The sequence below is a fragment of the Arthrobacter silvisoli genome (genome assembly GCF_003369445.1).
GTDB lineage: Bacteria > Actinomycetota > Actinomycetes > Actinomycetales > Micrococcaceae > Arthrobacter > Arthrobacter silvisoli.
The window spans coordinates 17,887-34,417 of record NZ_QRCU01000006.1 but is presented as its reverse complement, the minus strand read 5'-3'; the positions used below and the strand labels follow the sequence as shown (position 1 = coordinate 34,417).

Annotated in this window: 21 protein-coding genes; 12 read left to right on the top strand and 9 right to left on the bottom strand. The window is 64.9% G+C overall.

Annotated elements, in window-relative coordinates; translation table 11 throughout:
* Nucleotides 1-11: 11 nt before the first annotated feature.
* Entirely contained in the window at nt 12-1,448 is a 1,437-nt protein-coding gene (locus DWV11_RS00805) for a flotillin family protein (protein ID WP_115786944.1), read from the top strand.
* Complete coding sequence (locus DWV11_RS00800; protein ID WP_115786942.1) at nt 1,441-1,695, top strand: hypothetical protein; 255 nt, start codon at nt 1,441-1,443, stop codon at nt 1,693-1,695. Before DWV11_RS00805 ends, DWV11_RS00800 begins: the two co-directional genes overlap by 8 nt.
* A 49-nt stretch (nt 1,696-1,744) precedes the next feature.
* Here DWV11_RS00800 and DWV11_RS00795 read toward each other — a convergent pair whose 3' ends face one another.
* The 3 genes from DWV11_RS00795 to DWV11_RS00785 all read right to left on the bottom strand — a co-directional run bounded on the left by DWV11_RS00795 (nt 1,745) and on the right by DWV11_RS00785 (nt 3,214).
* Nucleotides 1,745-2,125 (bottom strand): hypothetical protein, encoded by a 381-nt coding sequence (locus DWV11_RS00795; RefSeq protein ID WP_115786940.1) that lies wholly within the window; start codon nt 2,123-2,125, stop codon nt 1,745-1,747.
* The gene (locus tag DWV11_RS00790) at nt 2,122-2,559 is read right to left on the bottom strand and encodes a J domain-containing protein (RefSeq protein ID WP_245953377.1); all 438 of its coding nucleotides are present in this window, start codon (nt 2,557-2,559) and stop codon (nt 2,122-2,124) included. Before DWV11_RS00790 ends, DWV11_RS00795 begins: the two co-directional genes overlap by 4 nt.
* Before the next feature lie 232 nt (nt 2,560-2,791).
* The gene (locus tag DWV11_RS00785; protein WP_115786936.1) at nt 2,792-3,214 is read right to left on the bottom strand and encodes an Hsp20/alpha crystallin family protein; all 423 of its coding nucleotides are present in this window, start codon (nt 3,212-3,214) and stop codon (nt 2,792-2,794) included.
* Between the two features lie 129 nt (nt 3,215-3,343).
* On the opposite strand from DWV11_RS00785, the gene DWV11_RS00780 reads away from it, so the two are divergent.
* From DWV11_RS00780 to DWV11_RS00760, 5 genes are all read left to right on the top strand, one after another.
* A complete protein-coding gene (locus DWV11_RS00780) occupies nt 3,344-3,811 on the top strand; it encodes a MerR family transcriptional regulator (RefSeq protein WP_115786934.1) in 468 nt (155 codons plus the stop codon).
* 159 nt (nt 3,812-3,970) lie between these two features.
* The gene (locus DWV11_RS00775; RefSeq protein WP_115786932.1) at nt 3,971-4,582 is read left to right on the top strand and encodes a rhodanese-like domain-containing protein; all 612 of its coding nucleotides are present in this window, start codon (nt 3,971-3,973) and stop codon (nt 4,580-4,582) included.
* Entirely contained in the window at nt 4,579-5,337 is a 759-nt protein-coding gene (locus DWV11_RS00770) for a sulfite exporter TauE/SafE family protein (RefSeq protein WP_115786930.1), read from the top strand. The genes DWV11_RS00775 and DWV11_RS00770 overlap by 4 nt, the downstream gene beginning before the upstream one ends.
* A 126-nt stretch (nt 5,338-5,463) precedes the next feature.
* Nucleotides 5,464-6,780: a glycosyltransferase family 4 protein gene (locus DWV11_RS00765; RefSeq protein ID WP_168404493.1), complete on the top strand. Its 1,317-nt coding sequence runs from the start codon at nt 5,464-5,466 to the stop codon at nt 6,778-6,780.
* Nucleotides 6,777-8,144 carry a UDP-glucose dehydrogenase family protein gene (locus tag DWV11_RS00760; protein ID WP_115786928.1) on the top strand — a complete coding sequence of 456 codons (1,368 nt, stop codon included), beginning with the start codon at nt 6,777-6,779 and terminating at the stop codon, nt 8,142-8,144. Before DWV11_RS00765 ends, DWV11_RS00760 begins: the two co-directional genes overlap by 4 nt.
* Before the next feature lie 110 nt (nt 8,145-8,254).
* Here DWV11_RS00760 and DWV11_RS19990 read toward each other — a convergent pair whose 3' ends face one another.
* From DWV11_RS19990 to DWV11_RS00750, 4 genes are all read right to left on the bottom strand, one after another.
* Nucleotides 8,255-8,533 (bottom strand): hypothetical protein, encoded by a 279-nt coding sequence (locus DWV11_RS19990; RefSeq protein WP_168404485.1) that lies wholly within the window; start codon nt 8,531-8,533, stop codon nt 8,255-8,257.
* Between the two features lie 59 nt (nt 8,534-8,592).
* Complete coding sequence (locus DWV11_RS19985; RefSeq protein WP_168404491.1) at nt 8,593-8,766, bottom strand: YajG family lipoprotein; 174 nt, start codon at nt 8,764-8,766, stop codon at nt 8,593-8,595.
* A gap of 159 nt (nt 8,767-8,925) precedes the next feature.
* Nucleotides 8,926-9,129, bottom strand: coding sequence for a transcription antiterminator/RNA stability regulator CspE (cspE, locus tag DWV11_RS00755; protein ID WP_074586232.1), 204 nt, complete (start codon nt 9,127-9,129; stop codon nt 8,926-8,928).
* A gap of 221 nt (nt 9,130-9,350) precedes the next feature.
* Nucleotides 9,351-10,199, bottom strand: a complete 849-nt coding sequence (locus tag DWV11_RS00750; protein WP_115786926.1) for a trypsin-like serine protease — start codon at nt 10,197-10,199, stop codon at nt 9,351-9,353.
* Between the two features lie 176 nt (nt 10,200-10,375).
* On the opposite strand from DWV11_RS00750, the gene DWV11_RS00745 reads away from it, so the two are divergent.
* Nucleotides 10,376-11,146: an alpha/beta fold hydrolase gene (locus tag DWV11_RS00745; RefSeq protein ID WP_115786924.1), complete on the top strand. Its 771-nt coding sequence runs from the start codon at nt 10,376-10,378 to the stop codon at nt 11,144-11,146.
* A gap of 22 nt (nt 11,147-11,168) precedes the next feature.
* Here DWV11_RS00745 and DWV11_RS00740 read toward each other — a convergent pair whose 3' ends face one another.
* On the bottom strand, nt 11,169-11,966 hold the full coding sequence (locus DWV11_RS00740) for a PKD domain-containing protein (RefSeq protein ID WP_245953376.1): 798 nt from the start codon (nt 11,964-11,966) through the stop codon (nt 11,169-11,171).
* A 137-nt stretch (nt 11,967-12,103) separates the two neighbouring features.
* Complete coding sequence (locus DWV11_RS19865; protein WP_136017851.1) at nt 12,104-12,742, bottom strand: DUF6318 family protein; 639 nt, start codon at nt 12,740-12,742, stop codon at nt 12,104-12,106.
* A gap of 148 nt (nt 12,743-12,890) precedes the next feature.
* On the opposite strand from DWV11_RS19865, the gene DWV11_RS00730 reads away from it, so the two are divergent.
* From DWV11_RS00730 to DWV11_RS20585, 4 genes are all read left to right on the top strand, one after another.
* Nucleotides 12,891-13,112: a hypothetical protein gene (locus DWV11_RS00730; protein WP_210725632.1), complete on the top strand. Its 222-nt coding sequence runs from the start codon at nt 12,891-12,893 to the stop codon at nt 13,110-13,112.
* Nucleotides 13,113-13,267: 155 nt separating this feature from the next.
* The gene (locus DWV11_RS00725; RefSeq protein ID WP_115786921.1) at nt 13,268-13,645 is read left to right on the top strand and encodes a hypothetical protein; all 378 of its coding nucleotides are present in this window, start codon (nt 13,268-13,270) and stop codon (nt 13,643-13,645) included.
* Nucleotides 13,632-14,888: a flavin-containing monooxygenase gene (locus DWV11_RS00720; RefSeq protein ID WP_115786920.1), complete on the top strand. Its 1,257-nt coding sequence runs from the start codon at nt 13,632-13,634 to the stop codon at nt 14,886-14,888. Before DWV11_RS00725 ends, DWV11_RS00720 begins: the two co-directional genes overlap by 14 nt.
* 437 nt (nt 14,889-15,325) lie before the next feature.
* On the top strand, nt 15,326-16,528 hold the full coding sequence (locus tag DWV11_RS20585; RefSeq protein WP_115786918.1) for a DNA cytosine methyltransferase: 1,203 nt from the start codon (nt 15,326-15,328) through the stop codon (nt 16,526-16,528).
* The last annotated feature ends 3 nt before the right edge of the window (nt 16,529-16,531 follow it).

Sequence of the window (16,531 nt, the reverse complement as noted above, 5' to 3'; positions counted from 1 at the left end):
GAGGATCAGTCATGGGAGATCTTGTAGCTTTCCTGCCGCTAGCTTTCGGAATCATCGGTGTCCTGGTCGTCATCGGGGTCGTCTGGGGAATCATGAAGGCGATGTGGAAGGTGGCCGAGCCGAACGAGGCCCTCATCATCTCCGGCCTGACCCGCGGGACCCTCGAAAACACGGACGGCATGGACTTCAAGATCGTCACCGGCAAGGGCGCCCTGGTGGTTCCCGGCCTGCAGACGGTACGGACCCTTGCGCTGACCCTGAACGAGACTGAACTTCAGGTCAACTGCGTCACTTCCCAAGGCATCCAGGTGGTGGTGGAAGGCGTGGTGATCTACAAGATCGGCGACTCCCCCGCGTTCATCGCCAACGCCGCCCGCCGTTTCCTGGGCCAGCAGCCCAAGATGGAGAGCCAGGTCTACAACGTGTTCGAGGGCCACTTGCGCTCGATCATCGGGTCCATGACAGTTGAGGAAATCATCCGGGAGCGCGACAAGCTGGCCTCGCTGGTCCGCAGCGCGAGCGGCGTCGAGATGGAGAAACTCGGCCTCGTGGTGGACTCCCTGCAGATCAAGGACCTGCAGGACCCCACCGGCTACATCCAGAACCTGGCCAAACCCCACATCGCCCTGGTCAAGATGGAGGCACGGATCGCCGAGGCCACCAGGAACCGGGAGGCCGCCGAGAAGGAGGCCGAAGCCGCGGCCCAGATTGCTGACGCGCAAAGCCTCTCGGCCATCCGGCAGTCCGCGGCGCAGGCAAACGCGGAACGGGCACGGGCCAACGCCGCCCAGGCCGGTCCGCTCGCCGACGCCACCGCCCGCCAGCAGGTGGTGGTGCAGGAAACCGAGGTGGCCAAGCTTGAGGCCGACCGCGAAGAGCAGAAGCTCCAGACCACCATCCGCAAACCCGCCGACGCCAAGGCCTACGCCCAGCGCACCGAAGCCGAAGCACAGAAGGCGGCCGACATCAGCGCCGCCGAGGCACGGGCCAAGCGCACCGAACTCGAGGCCCAGGCCAACGCCCGGAAGCTGGAAGTCGAAGCGCAGGCGAGCGCAGCGGCCGCGGCTGCCATGGCCGGTGCAACGCGGGTCACCGGCGAGGCCGAAGCCGCTGCCACCAAGGCCCGCGGCGATGCCGCCGCTTCGGCCGTGAAGGCCAAGGCCCTTGCCGAAGCCGAGGGCATCAAGGCGCGTGGCGAGGCGCTGGAAACGAACCAGGACGCCGTGATTTCCCAGCAGCTGGCCGAAAACATGCCGGCGATCGTTGCCGCGGCAGCCGAACCGTTCGCCCATGTAGGGCAGCTGACCGTGCTGAACGGCGGGGAGGGCCTGAATAGCATGGTGGGCGGCATCCTGTCCCAAGTGGGCAATTTCCTGCCGTCGCTTGCCTCGGCGCTAAGGGGCGGGAAGGACGGCGTGAAGCGTCCCCCGGCCACACCCAATGCATAGAAACGTCGACCACAGCCTCACCGGCAAGATCGGCCGTGTCACGGGACGGATCGGCCCTGGAACCATCGGCGAGGTGATGCTGCCGTACCGGGGCGGGACCAGCGCCTTCCACGCCTATCCCTTCGACAAGAGCAGCGAATATCCCGTGGGCGAAAAGGTCTTGGTGATCTACTTCGAGCCGCCGCAGACCGTGTACGTGGATGAGCTGCCGGAGGAGCTGCGGGAGTCGTGGCCTGCCCCGGGGTGAGGCCCGCCCGACGGCGGCGGGCCGGTTTGGCTTCGGCGGCGCCGGGTCCTCACGGCTGCAGTCCGTAGATGAACTCCTTGGCATGGTTTACTGCCTTTTTGAAGGCGTCGTTGCGAAGCGAAACCTGCTCCCTGGTGCCGTCACCGGGGGCCGGTTCGACAAACGCCGTGGGTCCGGGCCGCAGGATCCAGATGTCCCCGGCCGGCGGCAAGTAGAAGACTCCGAAGGAGCGATGCCGGGGATCGTCGGTCCAGATCGGCACCACTGCGACGGCTGCGCCCGTATCGGGATTGATCCATTGCGCCCGTGGCATTGGCTGCTCGTGGACTTCCGGGTCCAGGAAAGGCGCGGTTCCTTTGCCCCAGCGTTGTTCGAAGCGCTCGTAGAAGGCGGGCATCAGGTGGCTGTCATAGGAACGCCAGGCACTCATACAGGTCTCCTTGGATAGCTTGTCCGGTTGCCGGGCAGGGGTGACCACCGGGTCGGTCCGTAGCTGAGCGGCTGGTCCGGAACGGGGCTGCCGGTTCCGGGTTGCGGGTGGGCCGGCTGCCGGTGAAAATGCACCTTCACAGGCGTCCCGTTCGCCGTGGCAGGACCCGCAGCGGTCCCCGCGCCGGCACCGCCAGGGCGGCCCCGGTCGTAGGCCGCCCGCTTTGCCGGATCAGACAACACCCTGTAAGCCTGCATGATGGCGTGCAGGCGCTCGATGTCGCGCGATGCGGAGGTGCCGCCGTCGTCGCTTTCCTGGCGGGTGTCCGGATGGAACCGCCGCAGCAGAGTGCGGTAGGCACGGGCGAGCTCCCGCGCCGAGGCAGTTACCGGCACGTTCAGGATCTGGTAGTAGTCGGTGTGGCTGTTTCCCACGATCGGTCCCGGTCGGGGTGCTATGAAATCCAGGTGCTATGGAAGTGGGGATGGCCCCCGGGCGGACCGGGGGCCATCGTTGGGGAGACACCGTCGGGGACCGCGTTTCCTCTGCGCAACAAGCGCTGTGGCGTGGCACGAAGCCTGCGCCCACTCTTCCGATGCGGTCGGTCCGATGCTCCCGGTCAGGCGCTCCGCCGTGGCCACCGGACCACGGGGCGGAGCGGGCGGGTCAGGCGTTGATCTCCTGGCGTTGTCCGCTGGAGGTGATCTCGATGCGCCGCGGCTTGGCCTTCTCGGCCACCGGAATGCGGAGCGTCAGGACGCCCGCGTCGTAATTGGCCTTGACCCCATCGGTGTCCAGGGTGTCCCCAAGGATGAGTTGCCTGCTGAAGACACCCTGCGGGCGTTCGGCAGCGATCATCTCGGTGTCCTCGCCCGCCGGCGACTTGCGTTCGGCTTTGACGGTGAGGACGTTGCGTTCGACGTCCAGCTCGATGGAATCAGGGGCCACCCCTGGCAGGTCGAGGGCAACGATGAATTCCTCGCCCTCCTGCCACGCATCCATGGGCATGCCGGCGGGGCGTGCTGTTGTGCCAAAAACCTGTTGGGCGAGCCGGTCGAATTCGCGGAACGGGTCAGTGCGCATCAGCATTTGGTTCTCACTCCTTCAGATCGTGATGCTGATTTGTCCGTTCCCAGCCTTCCTTGATCTATGGTGGCTGGTATAGTTTTTTTATAGCACTGGCCATAAAGAGGTGCAAGAGGTTTCGGAAGGGTTTTCATGGCTGATCCGGGTGGCGGGTTTTCCGCCGGAGAGCACGACGGCGGCACGGCCGCTGCAGCGGGCGGCGGCACCGGCCGCGGGCCTGCCGGACGGGACCACCTTGGGGTCTACGCCATCTCCGTCGCGGCCGAACTCGTCGGCACCGGCCAGCAGAACCTTCGGCTCTACGAACGCAAGGGACTGCTCACGCCGGAACGGACCGGCGGCGGCACCCGCCGCTACAGCGAGGCCAACCTCGTCACCCTGCGCCGGATCGGCGTGCTCCTGGATGAAGGACTGAACCTGGCCGGGGTGAAGCTGGTGCTGGAACTGGAAGCCACCAATCGCGGCCTGCTCGAGGACAACCGCGGCTTGGTCGAGGACAACCGGGGCCTGACTGAGGACAACCGCGAACTACGGGCGGACAACCGCGGGCTCCGGAAGGATCTGCAGCAGGCGCGGGGCACCAAGGACGGCGCTGAATAGCGGAGCCTGGGGCCCGAAGGGTTCAGCTCGATTCTTCTTTTCTCCAAGCGGCCGGCAGTTCGGACTTCCCGACATACCCCCGGGGGTGTTTTGACTACCCCAGGGGGTATCTGAAATACTCGGCGGGGTATTCATCCCTTCCTTCACGAGAGACGAGCCATGACCCCCTCCTCGACGGCTGCTGCTGCCACGCTCACTCCCGAAACCCTGCGAGCCTGGTTCAAGCAACACCGCGACCTCATGGTCATCGATGTCCGCTCCGCCGCGGAGTTCGAATCTCTGCACATCAAGGGCTCCTACAATGTCCCGCTGCCGCTCCTGTCCGAACACGCCGACGAACTGGCCACGCGGCTGGGCGCCCAGGTGGTCTTGGTCTGCCAGTCGGGAATCCGCGCCGAGCAGGCACGCCAACGATTGGACGCGATCGGCCTCGACAACGCCTCCGTGCTCACCGGCGGAGTGACGGGCTTTGCCGCGGCGGGCGGCGAGGTCGTCAGGGGTCGGGAGCGCTGGGACATCGAGCGCCAAGTGCGCCTGGTCGCAGGCACCCTGGTGATGCTGGGGCTGGCAGGCGGCCGGTTCGTATCCCCGAAGCTGCGCCTGGTGGCCGGAGCCATCGGCACCGGCCTGACGTTCTCCGCGGCAAGCAACACCTGCGCCATGGGGAAGGCCCTTTCGGCACTTCCTTGGAACAGGGCCGTCGCAGAGCCCACCCGCGAAAGTGCGATCCTGCACCTTCCTCCCACTGGCGACCGGACCACGGCGGCATGATTTCCGCCCTGGTCCTGGGGCTCGCCGTCGGCGTCATCCTGGGAGTGGTTGGCGGCGGCGGGTCGATCATCGCCGTCCCCGCCTTGGTATACGGGGCAGGCATGAACCCAGCCCAGGCTATTCCGACGTCGCTGCTGGTGGTAGGGCTCTCCTCCCTGGCCGCGTTGCTGCCGCGCGTCCGCGATGGCCTCAACTGGCCCGTGATCGCGGTGGTGGGAGCGGCCGGCATTCCCGCAGCGTGGGGTGGAGCGGTAGTGGGCCGGCTCCTGGACCCCGGCCTATTGATGCTCCTGTTTGCAGTGATCATGGTTGGCGCCGGAATCCGGATGCTTTCCGCACCCCGCGAAACAGAAGGCTCCTGCAGCACGGGCCCTTCGCGTGCAATCCGATCCTGCGTCCAGAAGGCGGTGGGCGTCGGCTTGCTCGTAGGGTTCCTCACCGGCTTGTTGGGGGTGGGGGGTGGTTTCCTGATCACGCCGGCCCTGACAATCTTCCTTGGGCTGCGCATGAAACAGGCCGTCGGAACATCCCTCGCCATCATCGTCGTCAACTCCGCCGCGGGTTTTGGTGCCCACGCCGCCGGATTCACCATCGACTGGCCCATCACCCTGGCTTTCGCGGTCCCGGCCATCGTGGGGTCCGTCATTGCGGCCCGTTTTGCCCGCCGGCTGAAGGACACGCACGTCCGCGTTTCCTTCGCCGTGCTCATTTTCGCCGTCGCGGCGTGGGTCACCGCCGGAGCTGTCACCGCCTGACCTGGCGCCGGGCCTTACAGATATCCCCCGGTGTCCGCCGTCGTCGGGCATCTGTTAACCAAAGCTTTCCCGCACCGTCACGCCGTCTCCCCCGCGCCGCCAACCGCCGCGACGAGCGTGGACAGCGTGAGGATCGCTATCGTCGCCGAATCATTCCTGCCGCTGATGAACGGGGTAACGCACTCCATCCTGCGGGTGCTGGAGCATCTGCAGGAACGCGGCGACGAGGTGATGGTGATTGCGCCGTCGACGTCGGACACTGCCGTTTCGGACGTCGTGCACGGCGCGTATGTGCACCGCCTTCCGTCCGTGCCGCTGGCCGGGTACACGAATGTGCGGGTGGCGTTGGGCGGTGTGAACCGGGTCAAGAGAATCCTTGCCGATTACGCACCGGACGTCGTCCACCTCGCTTCACCGTTCGTGCTCGGCTGGCGGGCCGTGCAGGCTGCACACCAGCTCGGCATCCCCACGGTTGCCATCTATCAGACCGAGGTTCCCAGCTACGCGGGCCGTTATGGCGTGCCGTTCCTGGAGAACTGGGCCTGGAACCGGGTGGACAACATCCACCTCCTGGCCAGCCGGACCCTGGTCCCGTCCACGTTCGCGCTGAACCAGCTGCGCGGCCGCGGGATCCTGCGGGTGGGCATGTGGCGGCGCGGTGTGGATACCGCGCGGTTCAACCCTGCGAAACGTTCGACGGCGTGGCGCGACTCCGTGCTTTCGGCAGGCAGTCCTGCAGGCGGGGGCTTGGCGCCCGAGGGTTTGGCGCCCGGCAGTTCGGCACCCGGCAGTTCGGCACCCGCGGGCGAGCGGATCATCGGCTACGTCGGCCGGCTCGCCGTCGAGAAGCAAGTGGAGGACCTGGCCGTCCTCGCAGACCTGCCCGGCACCCGGCTCGTGGTGGTGGGCGACGGGCCGCAGCGCGCAACCCTCGAATCCGCCCTGCCGAATGCCGTGTTCACGGGCTTCCTGGGCGGGGACGCCCTGGCCGAGGCCGTGGCCTCCTTCGACCTGTTCGTCCACCCGGGCGAATTCGAAACCTTCTGCCAGACCATCCAGGAAGCCATGGCCTCCGGTGTTCCCGTGGTGGCCACCGGCCGCGGCGGCCCCTTGGACCTGGTGGAGAATTCCCGCACCGGCTGGCTGTACGAGCCGGGGAACCTCACCCAGCTGCGTGCCTACGTCCAGGACCTGGTGGGCGACGACGCCAAGCGCCGCGCGTTCGGGGCGGCGGCCCTCGCTTCGGTCCAGGGCCGGACGTGGCCTGCCCTCAGCGCCGAATTGGTGCGCCACTACAAGTCCGCGATCGCCGGCGAGGAAATGGCGGAGCTCCCGTTGGATCCGCCCACCGTTCGTCCGCTTCCTCTTTCCCCAAGCCCTGCTTCGCCGGCGCCTGTCCGCCCGGCCCCGCCCCTGACTTCCAGCAAAGGACTTGCCTCATGAAGATCTCCGTCATCGGCTGCGGTTACCTCGGTGCCGTGCACGCGGCCACCCTCGCCTCGATGGGCCACACCGTGGTGGGCATCGATGTGGATGCCCAGAAGGTGGCACACCTGAACAAGGGTTTCGCGCCGTTCCACGAGCCTGGCCTGGACGAACTGCTGAAGGACGGCTTCGCCACCGGCCGGCTGGGCTTTTCCTCGGAGTTCGAGGACGCCGCCGGTGCCGCGCTGCACTTCCTGTGCGTGGGCACCCCGCAGTCCAAGACCTCGGACACCGCGGACCTGTCGTACCTGATCGCGGCCACGAAGAGCCTGCTGCCGCACTTGGCGAAGGGCGCCGTCGTCGTCGGTAAGTCAACGGTTCCGGTCGGCACGGTGGACATGCTCCGTGGCGTGCTGGCCCGCCGACCCGACGTGCTGCTGGGCTGGAACCCAGAGTTCCTGCGGCAGGGCACCGCCGTGAAGGACTCGCTCGTGCCGGACCGCCTGGTGTACGGGGTGCCCGGTGGCGGCTCTTCCGCGGCAGGTGTTCCGGTGACGAAGATGCTGGACGCCGTCTACGAACCACTGATCAGCGCGGGCATACCCCGGCTGGTCTGCAACTTCGCGACGGCGGAGCTCATCAAGTCCGCGGCCAACGCCTTCCTCGCCACCAAGGTCAGCTTCATCAATGCCATGGCCGAACTGTGCGACGCCTCGGGCGCCGACGTCTCCGAACTCAGCGAGGCGATGGGCCTGGACCCGCGCATCGGCAACAGGTACCTGCACGCCGGGCTGGGCTTCGGCGGCGGCTGCCTGCCCAAGGACATCCGGTCCTTCCGGGCGCAGGCCCGGGCCTTGGACGTGCCGTCCGTGGAGGAATGGATGGGCGTGGTCGATGCGGTCAACCTCGGCCAGCGTGCCCGCACGGTGCAGGTGGCCCGGGAGCTGTGCCGCGGGCACCTCTCCGGCCGCACCGTGACGGTGCTGGGGGCCGCCTTCAAGCCGGACACGGACGACATCCGCGACTCCCCCGCCCTGGACGTCGCCCTTCAGCTGGCCGCCGCCGGCGCCCACGTCACCGTGACCGACCCGAAGGCGATCAACAACGCCTGGATGCGCTACCCGCAGCTGCGCTTCGAGTCCTCCACCACCCGGGCGCTGGAGGGCGCCGAGCTGGTGCTCCTGCTGACCGAGTGGGAGGAATACCGTGCCCTGTCGCCTGCATCGGTGGGGGCACTCGTACGACGCCGGACGGTGCTGGACGCGCGGAACGTGCTGGACGTTGCAGCTTGGGAAGCCGCCGGGTGGACGGTGCAGGGGCTGGGGACCGGGGGGTCCGGAACACTGACCGCGATGCGGACCCCGATAGCGTCGAACCACTAAACCCTCAGCCCGCAAAACGCGAAACAGTACAGCACTCCGACTTCCGCTGACCTTCTTCCGCGCCCACAGGCCGCGCAACAGCAAGTGCAACAGTCCAATTGCGATCCGAACTATGCGGGCGCATGCGTTCCGATTGCATCAGATGTGACTGTGCCGGAGATGCTGGCTTCAGCCTTGCAGGCTGCCCGTAGCTGCTTCAATGCTTCCTCGGCGTTGCCCAGATCTCGGCCAAATTGTTTATTGAGCATCGTGTATGTGATCGCCTCAGCGGCTGTAGCGGACTCGGCCTTCAACTCCGGAGAGGCCGCCGCTGAAACTTCCGTTACCCGCATCAGGATGTCCTCGGCTGTGGGTGTCGCAAAGACAATAAAGCCTAAGATGTCCCCCATTCACGGCAGGTTTCCGTTTCGGAGAGCTCATTCGCCTGCTCGTCCACCTGGCGCACGGACTATGGCTGGCCGCTTGGGCTCGCAGCTTCCGGCGGCGCCTCGACACCGGAGTCATCGGCGTCGTCCTTCGGCGATGCGCTTTCGACCGCTACCGGTTGCGGACCATTCGGATAGACACAGCCGGTGAGAGCCAACGTGCTGAACAGTGCCAATGCGGCGAGCAAGCTCTTCATTGCGATTCCTCGTGTCGGTGGTTTTCACACCACGCTAGGAGCGCTCAGTCCCGAACAACACCGGCAATCAGGGCTAAGTGGATAACCGCCACAAAAACACAGGCAAACAAAAAGCAGGGCCGGTCAATGACCGGCCCTGCTTCTTAGTGAATCCGAAACCTAGATGGCCTGGATGTTCACTGCCTGGGGACCCTTGGGGCCCTGCTCGACGTCGAAGGAAACCTTCTGGTTCTCTTCGAGGGAGCGGTAGCCCGAGGAGTTAATTGCGGAGTAGTGGGCGAAAACGTCCTGGCTGCCATCTTCGGGGGAGATGAAGCCGAAGCCCTTTTCGGCGTTGAACCACTTGACGATACCTGTAGCCATTGTTTCTCAGTTCCTTACTGAAGGTGGAGGGTTGTCCCGACTGTCGGGCCTCCGGTGTGGGGTGTTCTCCACCGTTACTTCAGAAGTCGCGGGCGATGAGCCGCGGGAACTGCCTGAACTACCAAATGCCAAACACAACAACACGGTCTAGTCTACAGAGGTTTCGGCATATGGCTAGGGGAGATTTTTCAACGATCCTCCACAACGGGTCCCGCGGCTCCTCAGGGAGTCACGCCGAATGTCGCCAGCCAGTCCTGCACCACCGGGATATCCACCCGCTGGTAGCCATCGAGGTAGCGGCAGTTGGCGGTGTAGCCGTAACTGGTCACGCCGACGATCTTGTTGTCCAGGAACAGCGGACCGCCCGAGTCACCGAAGCAGCTGCCGCCCGTTCCGCGCACGTCGTTGGGGTTGCCGTTCACCTGCAGGATCTGCGGGGTGAGCTTCTGTCCGGGAGCCTCCCAGTAGCGCCGGATCAGCGGGAAGCTCATCGGGGTGGGCTTCTGCGGGCCGCTGTCGGGCTTGCGGACTTCGGTTCCGTAGCCGACGCCGGTGAAGATCGTGCTGTTGAGGCTGCCGTTCGGGATCTGGTCAAGCCGGCCGGCGGGCGCCAGGGCCGAGGTCGCGTGGTCGAGCGGCTGGCTGAGAACCACGACGCCGACGTCGTTCCAGTTCCTCAGGTCAGTGAAGTTCGAGTAGTTCGGGTGCGCATACGCGGTGCCGTAGGTGAGCCCGGCAAGGTCCTCGGCGGTGTAGCCGACGCTCGGGTCAGCGGCGGCCGGAATGCCCGACGGCGGCTGTTCGGCGATGACCGACTCGAAGGTCACCAGGGTGAGGCCGAGGGTTCCTGCCGTGCAGTGCGCGGCCGTCAGGATCACCGTTGGGGACACCTGGGTGGCGCTGCACCGGAAGCGGCCGTCCGGTTGGTAGAAGACGATCATGCCGACGCTGGGATGCAGTTCGCCGTCGGGAGTTCCACCCGTGCTGGCCTGGGCGGCGGGGACGCCGATCAGTAGCGCGGAGAGAGCAGTTCCCATGACCGCCAAAGAGGCGACAAGTCTCTTGAACATCAATCAACCCTTCTGCTGAGAGCCCCTGATCGGGACCCGCTGGGTGAAAGTTTCCTCCTGCTGGTGCGCGTTGGCTAGATGTGACTATCGCTTATTGCTGGGGCTGCTGGGGCAGGCCCAGCCGGCGGGTTTTGCGATGCCTCCCGGGCGGGCTCCCGCGGGCGTACAGTTCTGCCATGGAACCGAAGCGGGTCATCCTTCTTCCCGGCGCCGTCCTCCCTGCCGAACCGGCATATGGCGAACTGATCAAGGCGCTCGGTCCGGACGTCAATGCGGTCGCCAAGGACCTCGAGCTTTACTCAGGCGACGCTCCCCCGCCTGGCTGGTCCTTGGACACCGAGATTGACGGCATCCTGCGCGAAGCCGATGCCCGGAGGTGGAATACCTTCCATTTGCTCGGGTATTCCGGCGGGGGCGCTGTGGCCTTGGCCTTCGTTGCAAAGCACCCGGACAGCGTGCAAAGCCTGGCGCTGTTGGAACCTGCGTGGGCCGGCACTTGGGACTGGAGCCCGGAGCACACCCAGCTCTGGGAAGAGTACGACGAACTGGACCTGCTTCCGCCGGATGAGTTCATGGCTGCGTTCATGCGCTTGGGTGTGAAGCCCGACGCCGTCCTGCCGCCGCCGTCTGGCGACTCGCCTCCGTGGATGGGAAAGCGGCCTGCGGGCATCAGGGCGTTCATGCAGACATTCAAGGACTATGCCCTTGAGCGTGAAAAGCTGGCGTCTTTCCCGCGCCCCGTGTTTCTGGCCCTCGGCGGGCTCAGCAACCCGGTTGATTACGGCGAAGTGGCCGAACGGCTCTCGAAGGTCTTCCGCGATTTCCGGCTCGAAGTGTTCGAGGAACGGCATCATTTCGACCCGCCCCACCGCATCGAACCGGCGCGGCTGGCGGGAATGTTGCGGGCCCATTGGGAGAGGTCGGAAAACCGGGCGCGCCTGGGTTAGAGGCTCTATTTGTTCGCACTGGCTATTTGTTGCTGCCGGGGCTGCCGGGGCAGGCCCAGCCGCTGGGGTTCTCGATGCAGTTGTCGGCCACCTGCCGTGTCTCGCTCCGCCACACGCTGACGAGCTGGGCGGGCGAGGCGAACTGGCCGTTTCCGGTGATCGGAAGCGGCGGTCCGCCGTTCACCGAGTACGTTCCGCGGAACCCGGTGGTGACGGTGAGACGGAAGCCGCCGGTCTGCTTGTAGATGTGGCTCGTCCGGGTCTTGATGCCCCACTCGTCTTCCGAGATCGACCCGCCCGCAAACATCGTGGGGCCGAAGCTCGTGCCGTCACCGTAGTTGTAGGTGTACTCCACCGGCGTCGCCTCCAGGTGGACGTTCTGCCCCAGGATCACGACGTCGAACGCCTGCTCGCTTGCCGCGGCGAAGACATTCGTCTCCATGCCTTTGAGGGTGTGCGGCCCGGGCTGGACGGTCACCTTCGCGGACTGGATCGGAAGTTGCTTGAAGTCGTTGGCGATGCGGGCGGCGATGCGTTTCAGGACGTCTTCGGGCTTGGGGTCGTAGAGGCAGGTGGGACCGCCTTGCGGCTGCCAGTCCGACCACGTCGGATTGGTAATTGCCTTCGGGGCGAAGCGCCATTGAACCGGAGTACCTCGTTTACCGCCTGGCGTGCGCGGCTCGCAATTTACTGGAAGTGATTCACAGCCGCTGTCCAAACCATCGCGTTCGATGTCGCACAGCGGTAAGTAGTCGTATTGGTATGGGTTGGCGTCGACGTAGCCGGGAGGAGTGGGGACTGGAACCGTGGAACCCGGCAAGAGAACATACTTTGTTTCAGCTCTGATTCCGCCCTCACCAAAGCCCGCTTTAGTCCCATCAGAGTAGGCAGGCGCGGCGACACCAAGAAGCCCGCAGAGATGCGCACCCAACACCAGAGCTAGACAGATTGCCCTTTTCATGACCCCAGACGGCCCATGTCGACAACTTTCCAGGCTTCACCGTCACGCTTTGCGATGAGCGCAATCGCTGTGTTGGAAGCCGGTGACGACGTTCCGGCAGAACCGGCGCTGTCAAAATAATCGATCTTGGCTTGAAGCACTTGAACCACTACAGATTGCGACTTCGCTCCTGCTTGCCACTTGGCTTCAACAGCAGGAGTTGTCAGCTTTCCGCCAGCCATCCATTGCTTGTCCGAGAACACCTTATTGATATCGGATTTCAGGCTGTCGCAAAATGCGCAAGCGGACTCGGTCAAGCTGCTCCATGTCTTCAGATCACCTGTCTGATACCCGTAATCCAGCAGCGCGAACCAATACTTGGTGAACGCTTCGAGCCCGGCCTTCGAGTTCTGATCCGCCAACGCAGGTTTCACGGGAACCGGGACGTTCTGGGCCTTGCCCTCGGCCGACGCGGGAATGTATTTCGCGGACGGAGACGGCGTCGGAGTCGCCGAAGGCGACGCGGAGGTGCTCGAAGCGCTGGGCGAGGCGCCCGGCGTCGGGCTTCCGCCTTGGCACGCGGAGAGCAAGAGACCGACTCCTACAAGGGCGGCGACAACACGGCCGCGGGCAAAGGAAAAGGAGCGAGCAGTCATCGAGATCCCCAACGAATTCATCTTGACAGTAATAAGGGTGCACTTTCGAGGATAACCGAGCGGCACTCACCCCCGAAAAGTTATCCACAGGATCAGGCTTTCGGACTACACGGATGGCACGGAGCTGCGATTGCCGAAGGAGGCAGCAATGACGACCATTTCTGAGAATGATCTGCGCTATTACACACGCAAGATCATCGAACGAGTCAAGAATGGCGAAATGATCTTGCGTCACCAAGAACGGAGAAATCGCAGCCATTCTGGTTCCGCCAGCCTCATCGCCGTTCGAGCGACTGCTTCAGTCCGGCGCCGTCCGGGCAGCGAGCCATCAGCCGGTGGATTTCCGCGTTGTTCCACCAATCAGGCATGAGATCGGTACCACGGAAACAAACTCCGATCTGCGCGGCGACCGGAGATGGCCGCTGCGGATACCGGACTCCAAGCGTCCCCACCGAGATAGGCTGCCCGCGCCCGTCCTGGGCAGCGCCCCTCTCCAGCGCCCCGAAGCAGGCGTACAGTTCTGCCATGGAGCTGACCCGTTCCATCCTCTTGCCCGGCAGCGTCCTTCCTGCCCAGCCGGCCTATGGCGCACTCATCGAAGCCCTGGGACCGGAGGTGCACGCCCTCGCGAAAGACCTCGAGCTCTACGCCGGAGACGCCCCTCCCCCGGGCTGGAGCCTGGACACCGAGGTCGACGGCTTCCTCCGCGAGGCCGAAGCCCGCCACTGGGACACCTTTCACGTCGTGGGCTACCTGTTGACCGTTTTCCCCGACACCCGGACCGTAGTGTTCCCGGAGCGCAACCACTTCGATCCGCCGCACCGCATTGAACCCGAGCGTCTCGCGGCATCGCTGCGCCAATACTGGGAGCGGGCCGAAGGAATCAGCCATGCAGAACTCTGACGCACAGCAAAGCGACACCGTGATCATCGGTGCCGGGCAGGCCGGGCTGGCCATGAGCTACTGGCTCAGCCGGGCCGGCGTCGAACACGTGCTCCTGGACCGGCGCCCGGAACTCGGCGGCGCCTGGCAGGACCGCTGGGACGGCTTCTACCTGAACACCCCGAACTTCTCGATCGACCTGCCCGGCATGCCCTACGACGGCCCCGAACCCGAGGCGTTCATGCCGCGCGACGAGGTCGTGAGACTCTTCCGCCGCTACGCACAACTGATCGACGCACCGGTCCGCACGGGGACCGACGTCACCCGGATCTCGCCCGCGGACGGCGGCTTCGCCGTCGAGACCAATCACGGCGGCTGGCAGGCACGCAACGTCGTGCTGGCCACCGGCGCGTTCCAAGTACCTCGGATCCCGGCCCTCGCGGCCGAGATTCCCCCGCACATCTTCCAGCTGCACTCCCACCTGTACCGCAACCCCGGCCAGCTGCCCGACGGTGCGGTCCTGATTGTGGGGACCGCGCAGTCGGGCGGGCAGATCGCGGAGGAACTTCACGCGGCCGGCCGGCAGGTCCACCTGGCCGTGTCCAGTTGCCCGGAGGCGCCCCGCCGCTACCGCGGGCACGACCTCATCCACTGGATCCTGAACCTCGGCATCCACGGGCCCGAGTACGGGCTGAACGCCTTCAGGACGGAGCAGCTGCCCTCCCCCGCGGCGCGCTTCGCCTGCAACCCGCTGCTCTCCGGCACCGACGGCGGCCACGCCATCCACCTGCGCGACCTCGGCCGCCAGGGCATGCGGCTGCACGGTCACCTGGAAGCAGTCGACGACGGCGGACTCGTCTTCACCGACGACCTCCCCGAACGCCTGGCTGCTGTTGAGGCCGGGTTCGGTCAGCGGATGCAGCCCCTGTTTGATGCGTACATCGCGGCGGCTGGGATTTCTGCGCCGCCGGCGGAGCCGGCGCGGGTGGATGACTGGCTGCCTGAGCCTGCCCCGCCGCGTCTGGATCTGGCCGCCGAGAACATCACCACGGTGCTGTGGGCCACCGGCTACAGGCTCGACATGGGCATCGTGGACATACCGGTCCTGGACGAGTGGAACTACCCGCGGCATACACGTGGAGTTACCCAATACCCGCGGTTGTTTGCCGTGGGGTTACCGTGGCTGACCGGGCACTATTCGCCGCTGCTCGGGGGTGTAGGACTGGATGCGGAGTATCTGGCAGGACGGATTGCCAAGGAGTGAGTGTGGGTGTTTGCTTGCTCGTCGCGAGCCCGGACCACGTGCCTGGCTCCGCTGGAATCGAAGCAAGGCCGATCGGCATCATGAGCCGTGCTTTTGGCAACCGATACTGCCGGATAGGTGTTGTATCGAACGAAACGGGCCAGTAGTGCCAGTTGAAACGCACCCTATGGTTGGTGGCTCCTGCAGCAGGGGGCGCGGCCTTGAAGCTAGCGATGTCGGCGGGCGATCAGGCTCTGCCACAAGTGGAGCGATGGTTCCTCCCGCAGCGCTTGGGCGGGAAGTCGCATATCCTGAGTCAGAAATGCAAAATCACCATCAACCGCCATATGGCGGCAGCACCCTGGCTCCCGGAAGATCCAGCCGCTCCTCAGAGACTGCTACACATTCTCCGCTCACGGCCGCATCGCCCGCTCACTTAGGATCAGCGTACGACCTGGATGGCTCGGCAGACCAAGAGTACGCGTCCTGGGGTGCCCGCATTGGACTCTGAAGCTGCAATCCTTAGCCTTTTCGCCGGAATCGGAGGATTCGAACAGGCGCTTCGCAAGGCGGGCTTCACAGGCCCCATCACCTCCTACGAGAATTGGACTTCGGCTCGTTCAGTATTGCAACAACGATTCCCATCGGCGGAATTATTTGAGGACGTCAAGGACCTGCCGAAAAACCTTCATCGTGCCGATATTGTGACGGCCGGTTTCCCATGCACCGATCTCTCATCGGCTGGAAGATTGGCTGGAATTGCAGGTGACGCCTCAGGCTTGATTATTGGCGTACTTCAAGCCGTACAGCAACAAAAACCTGAGTGGGTCCTATTGGAAAACGTCCCGAATATGCTCCGATTGAGGCGCGGTGAGGCCTTGGAAATTATTGGACAAATGCTTACTGAGGCCGGATATCGTTGGTGCTACCGGACTCTTGATGCTCAGCATTTTGGCGTAGCTCAGAGAAGAAAGCGCGTCTTCCTCCTTGCTAGTCGCCACCACCAGCCCGAGCGGGTCTTGTTCAGGGACTACGTTGACAGTCCACTGACTGCGAAGAATCGAAGCAGTCCCGCTGCGAGGGCGCATGGGTTCTACTGGACCGAAGGAAACCGAGGCGTCGGATGGGGAACCGGCGTGGTTCCCACCATCAAAGGATCAACGACTGCGGGCATACCTTCGGCTCCTGCCGTCTGGTTGCCGCAGCAACCTCTGGATTCAAGGTTCCGAACGCCATCCATTGAAGCCCTGGAAACACTTCAGGGCTTCCGTCCTGGATGGACTCAAGGGGCGCCGCCTCGTGACCGCTGGAAGCTCGTCGGAAACGCAGTTGCCGTCCCGGTCGTAACCTGGATCGCAGAGGGGCTCAGAGCGTACGAGGAACTCAGTGCAGTACCGCTTCACAGCGCCGTCGGCGCTAAGCACGGCTGGGGCTCGGCGGGTTTGTTGCTCGACGGAAAAATCCAGCCAGTTGTCGCGTTGGAAGCCCCCACGACGGGCCCGCTGCGAAGGAGCTTCACACTCCATCGGCTCCTCGCGGAGCGAGGCTCAAACCCCTTGTCTGTGAAGGCAACGCGTGGCTTTGCTTCGAGGCTCCAGCGGAGCAACCTCAGATACGACGGATCCTTCATGAGAGACCTCACCAAGTACGCATCTCTGTAACGC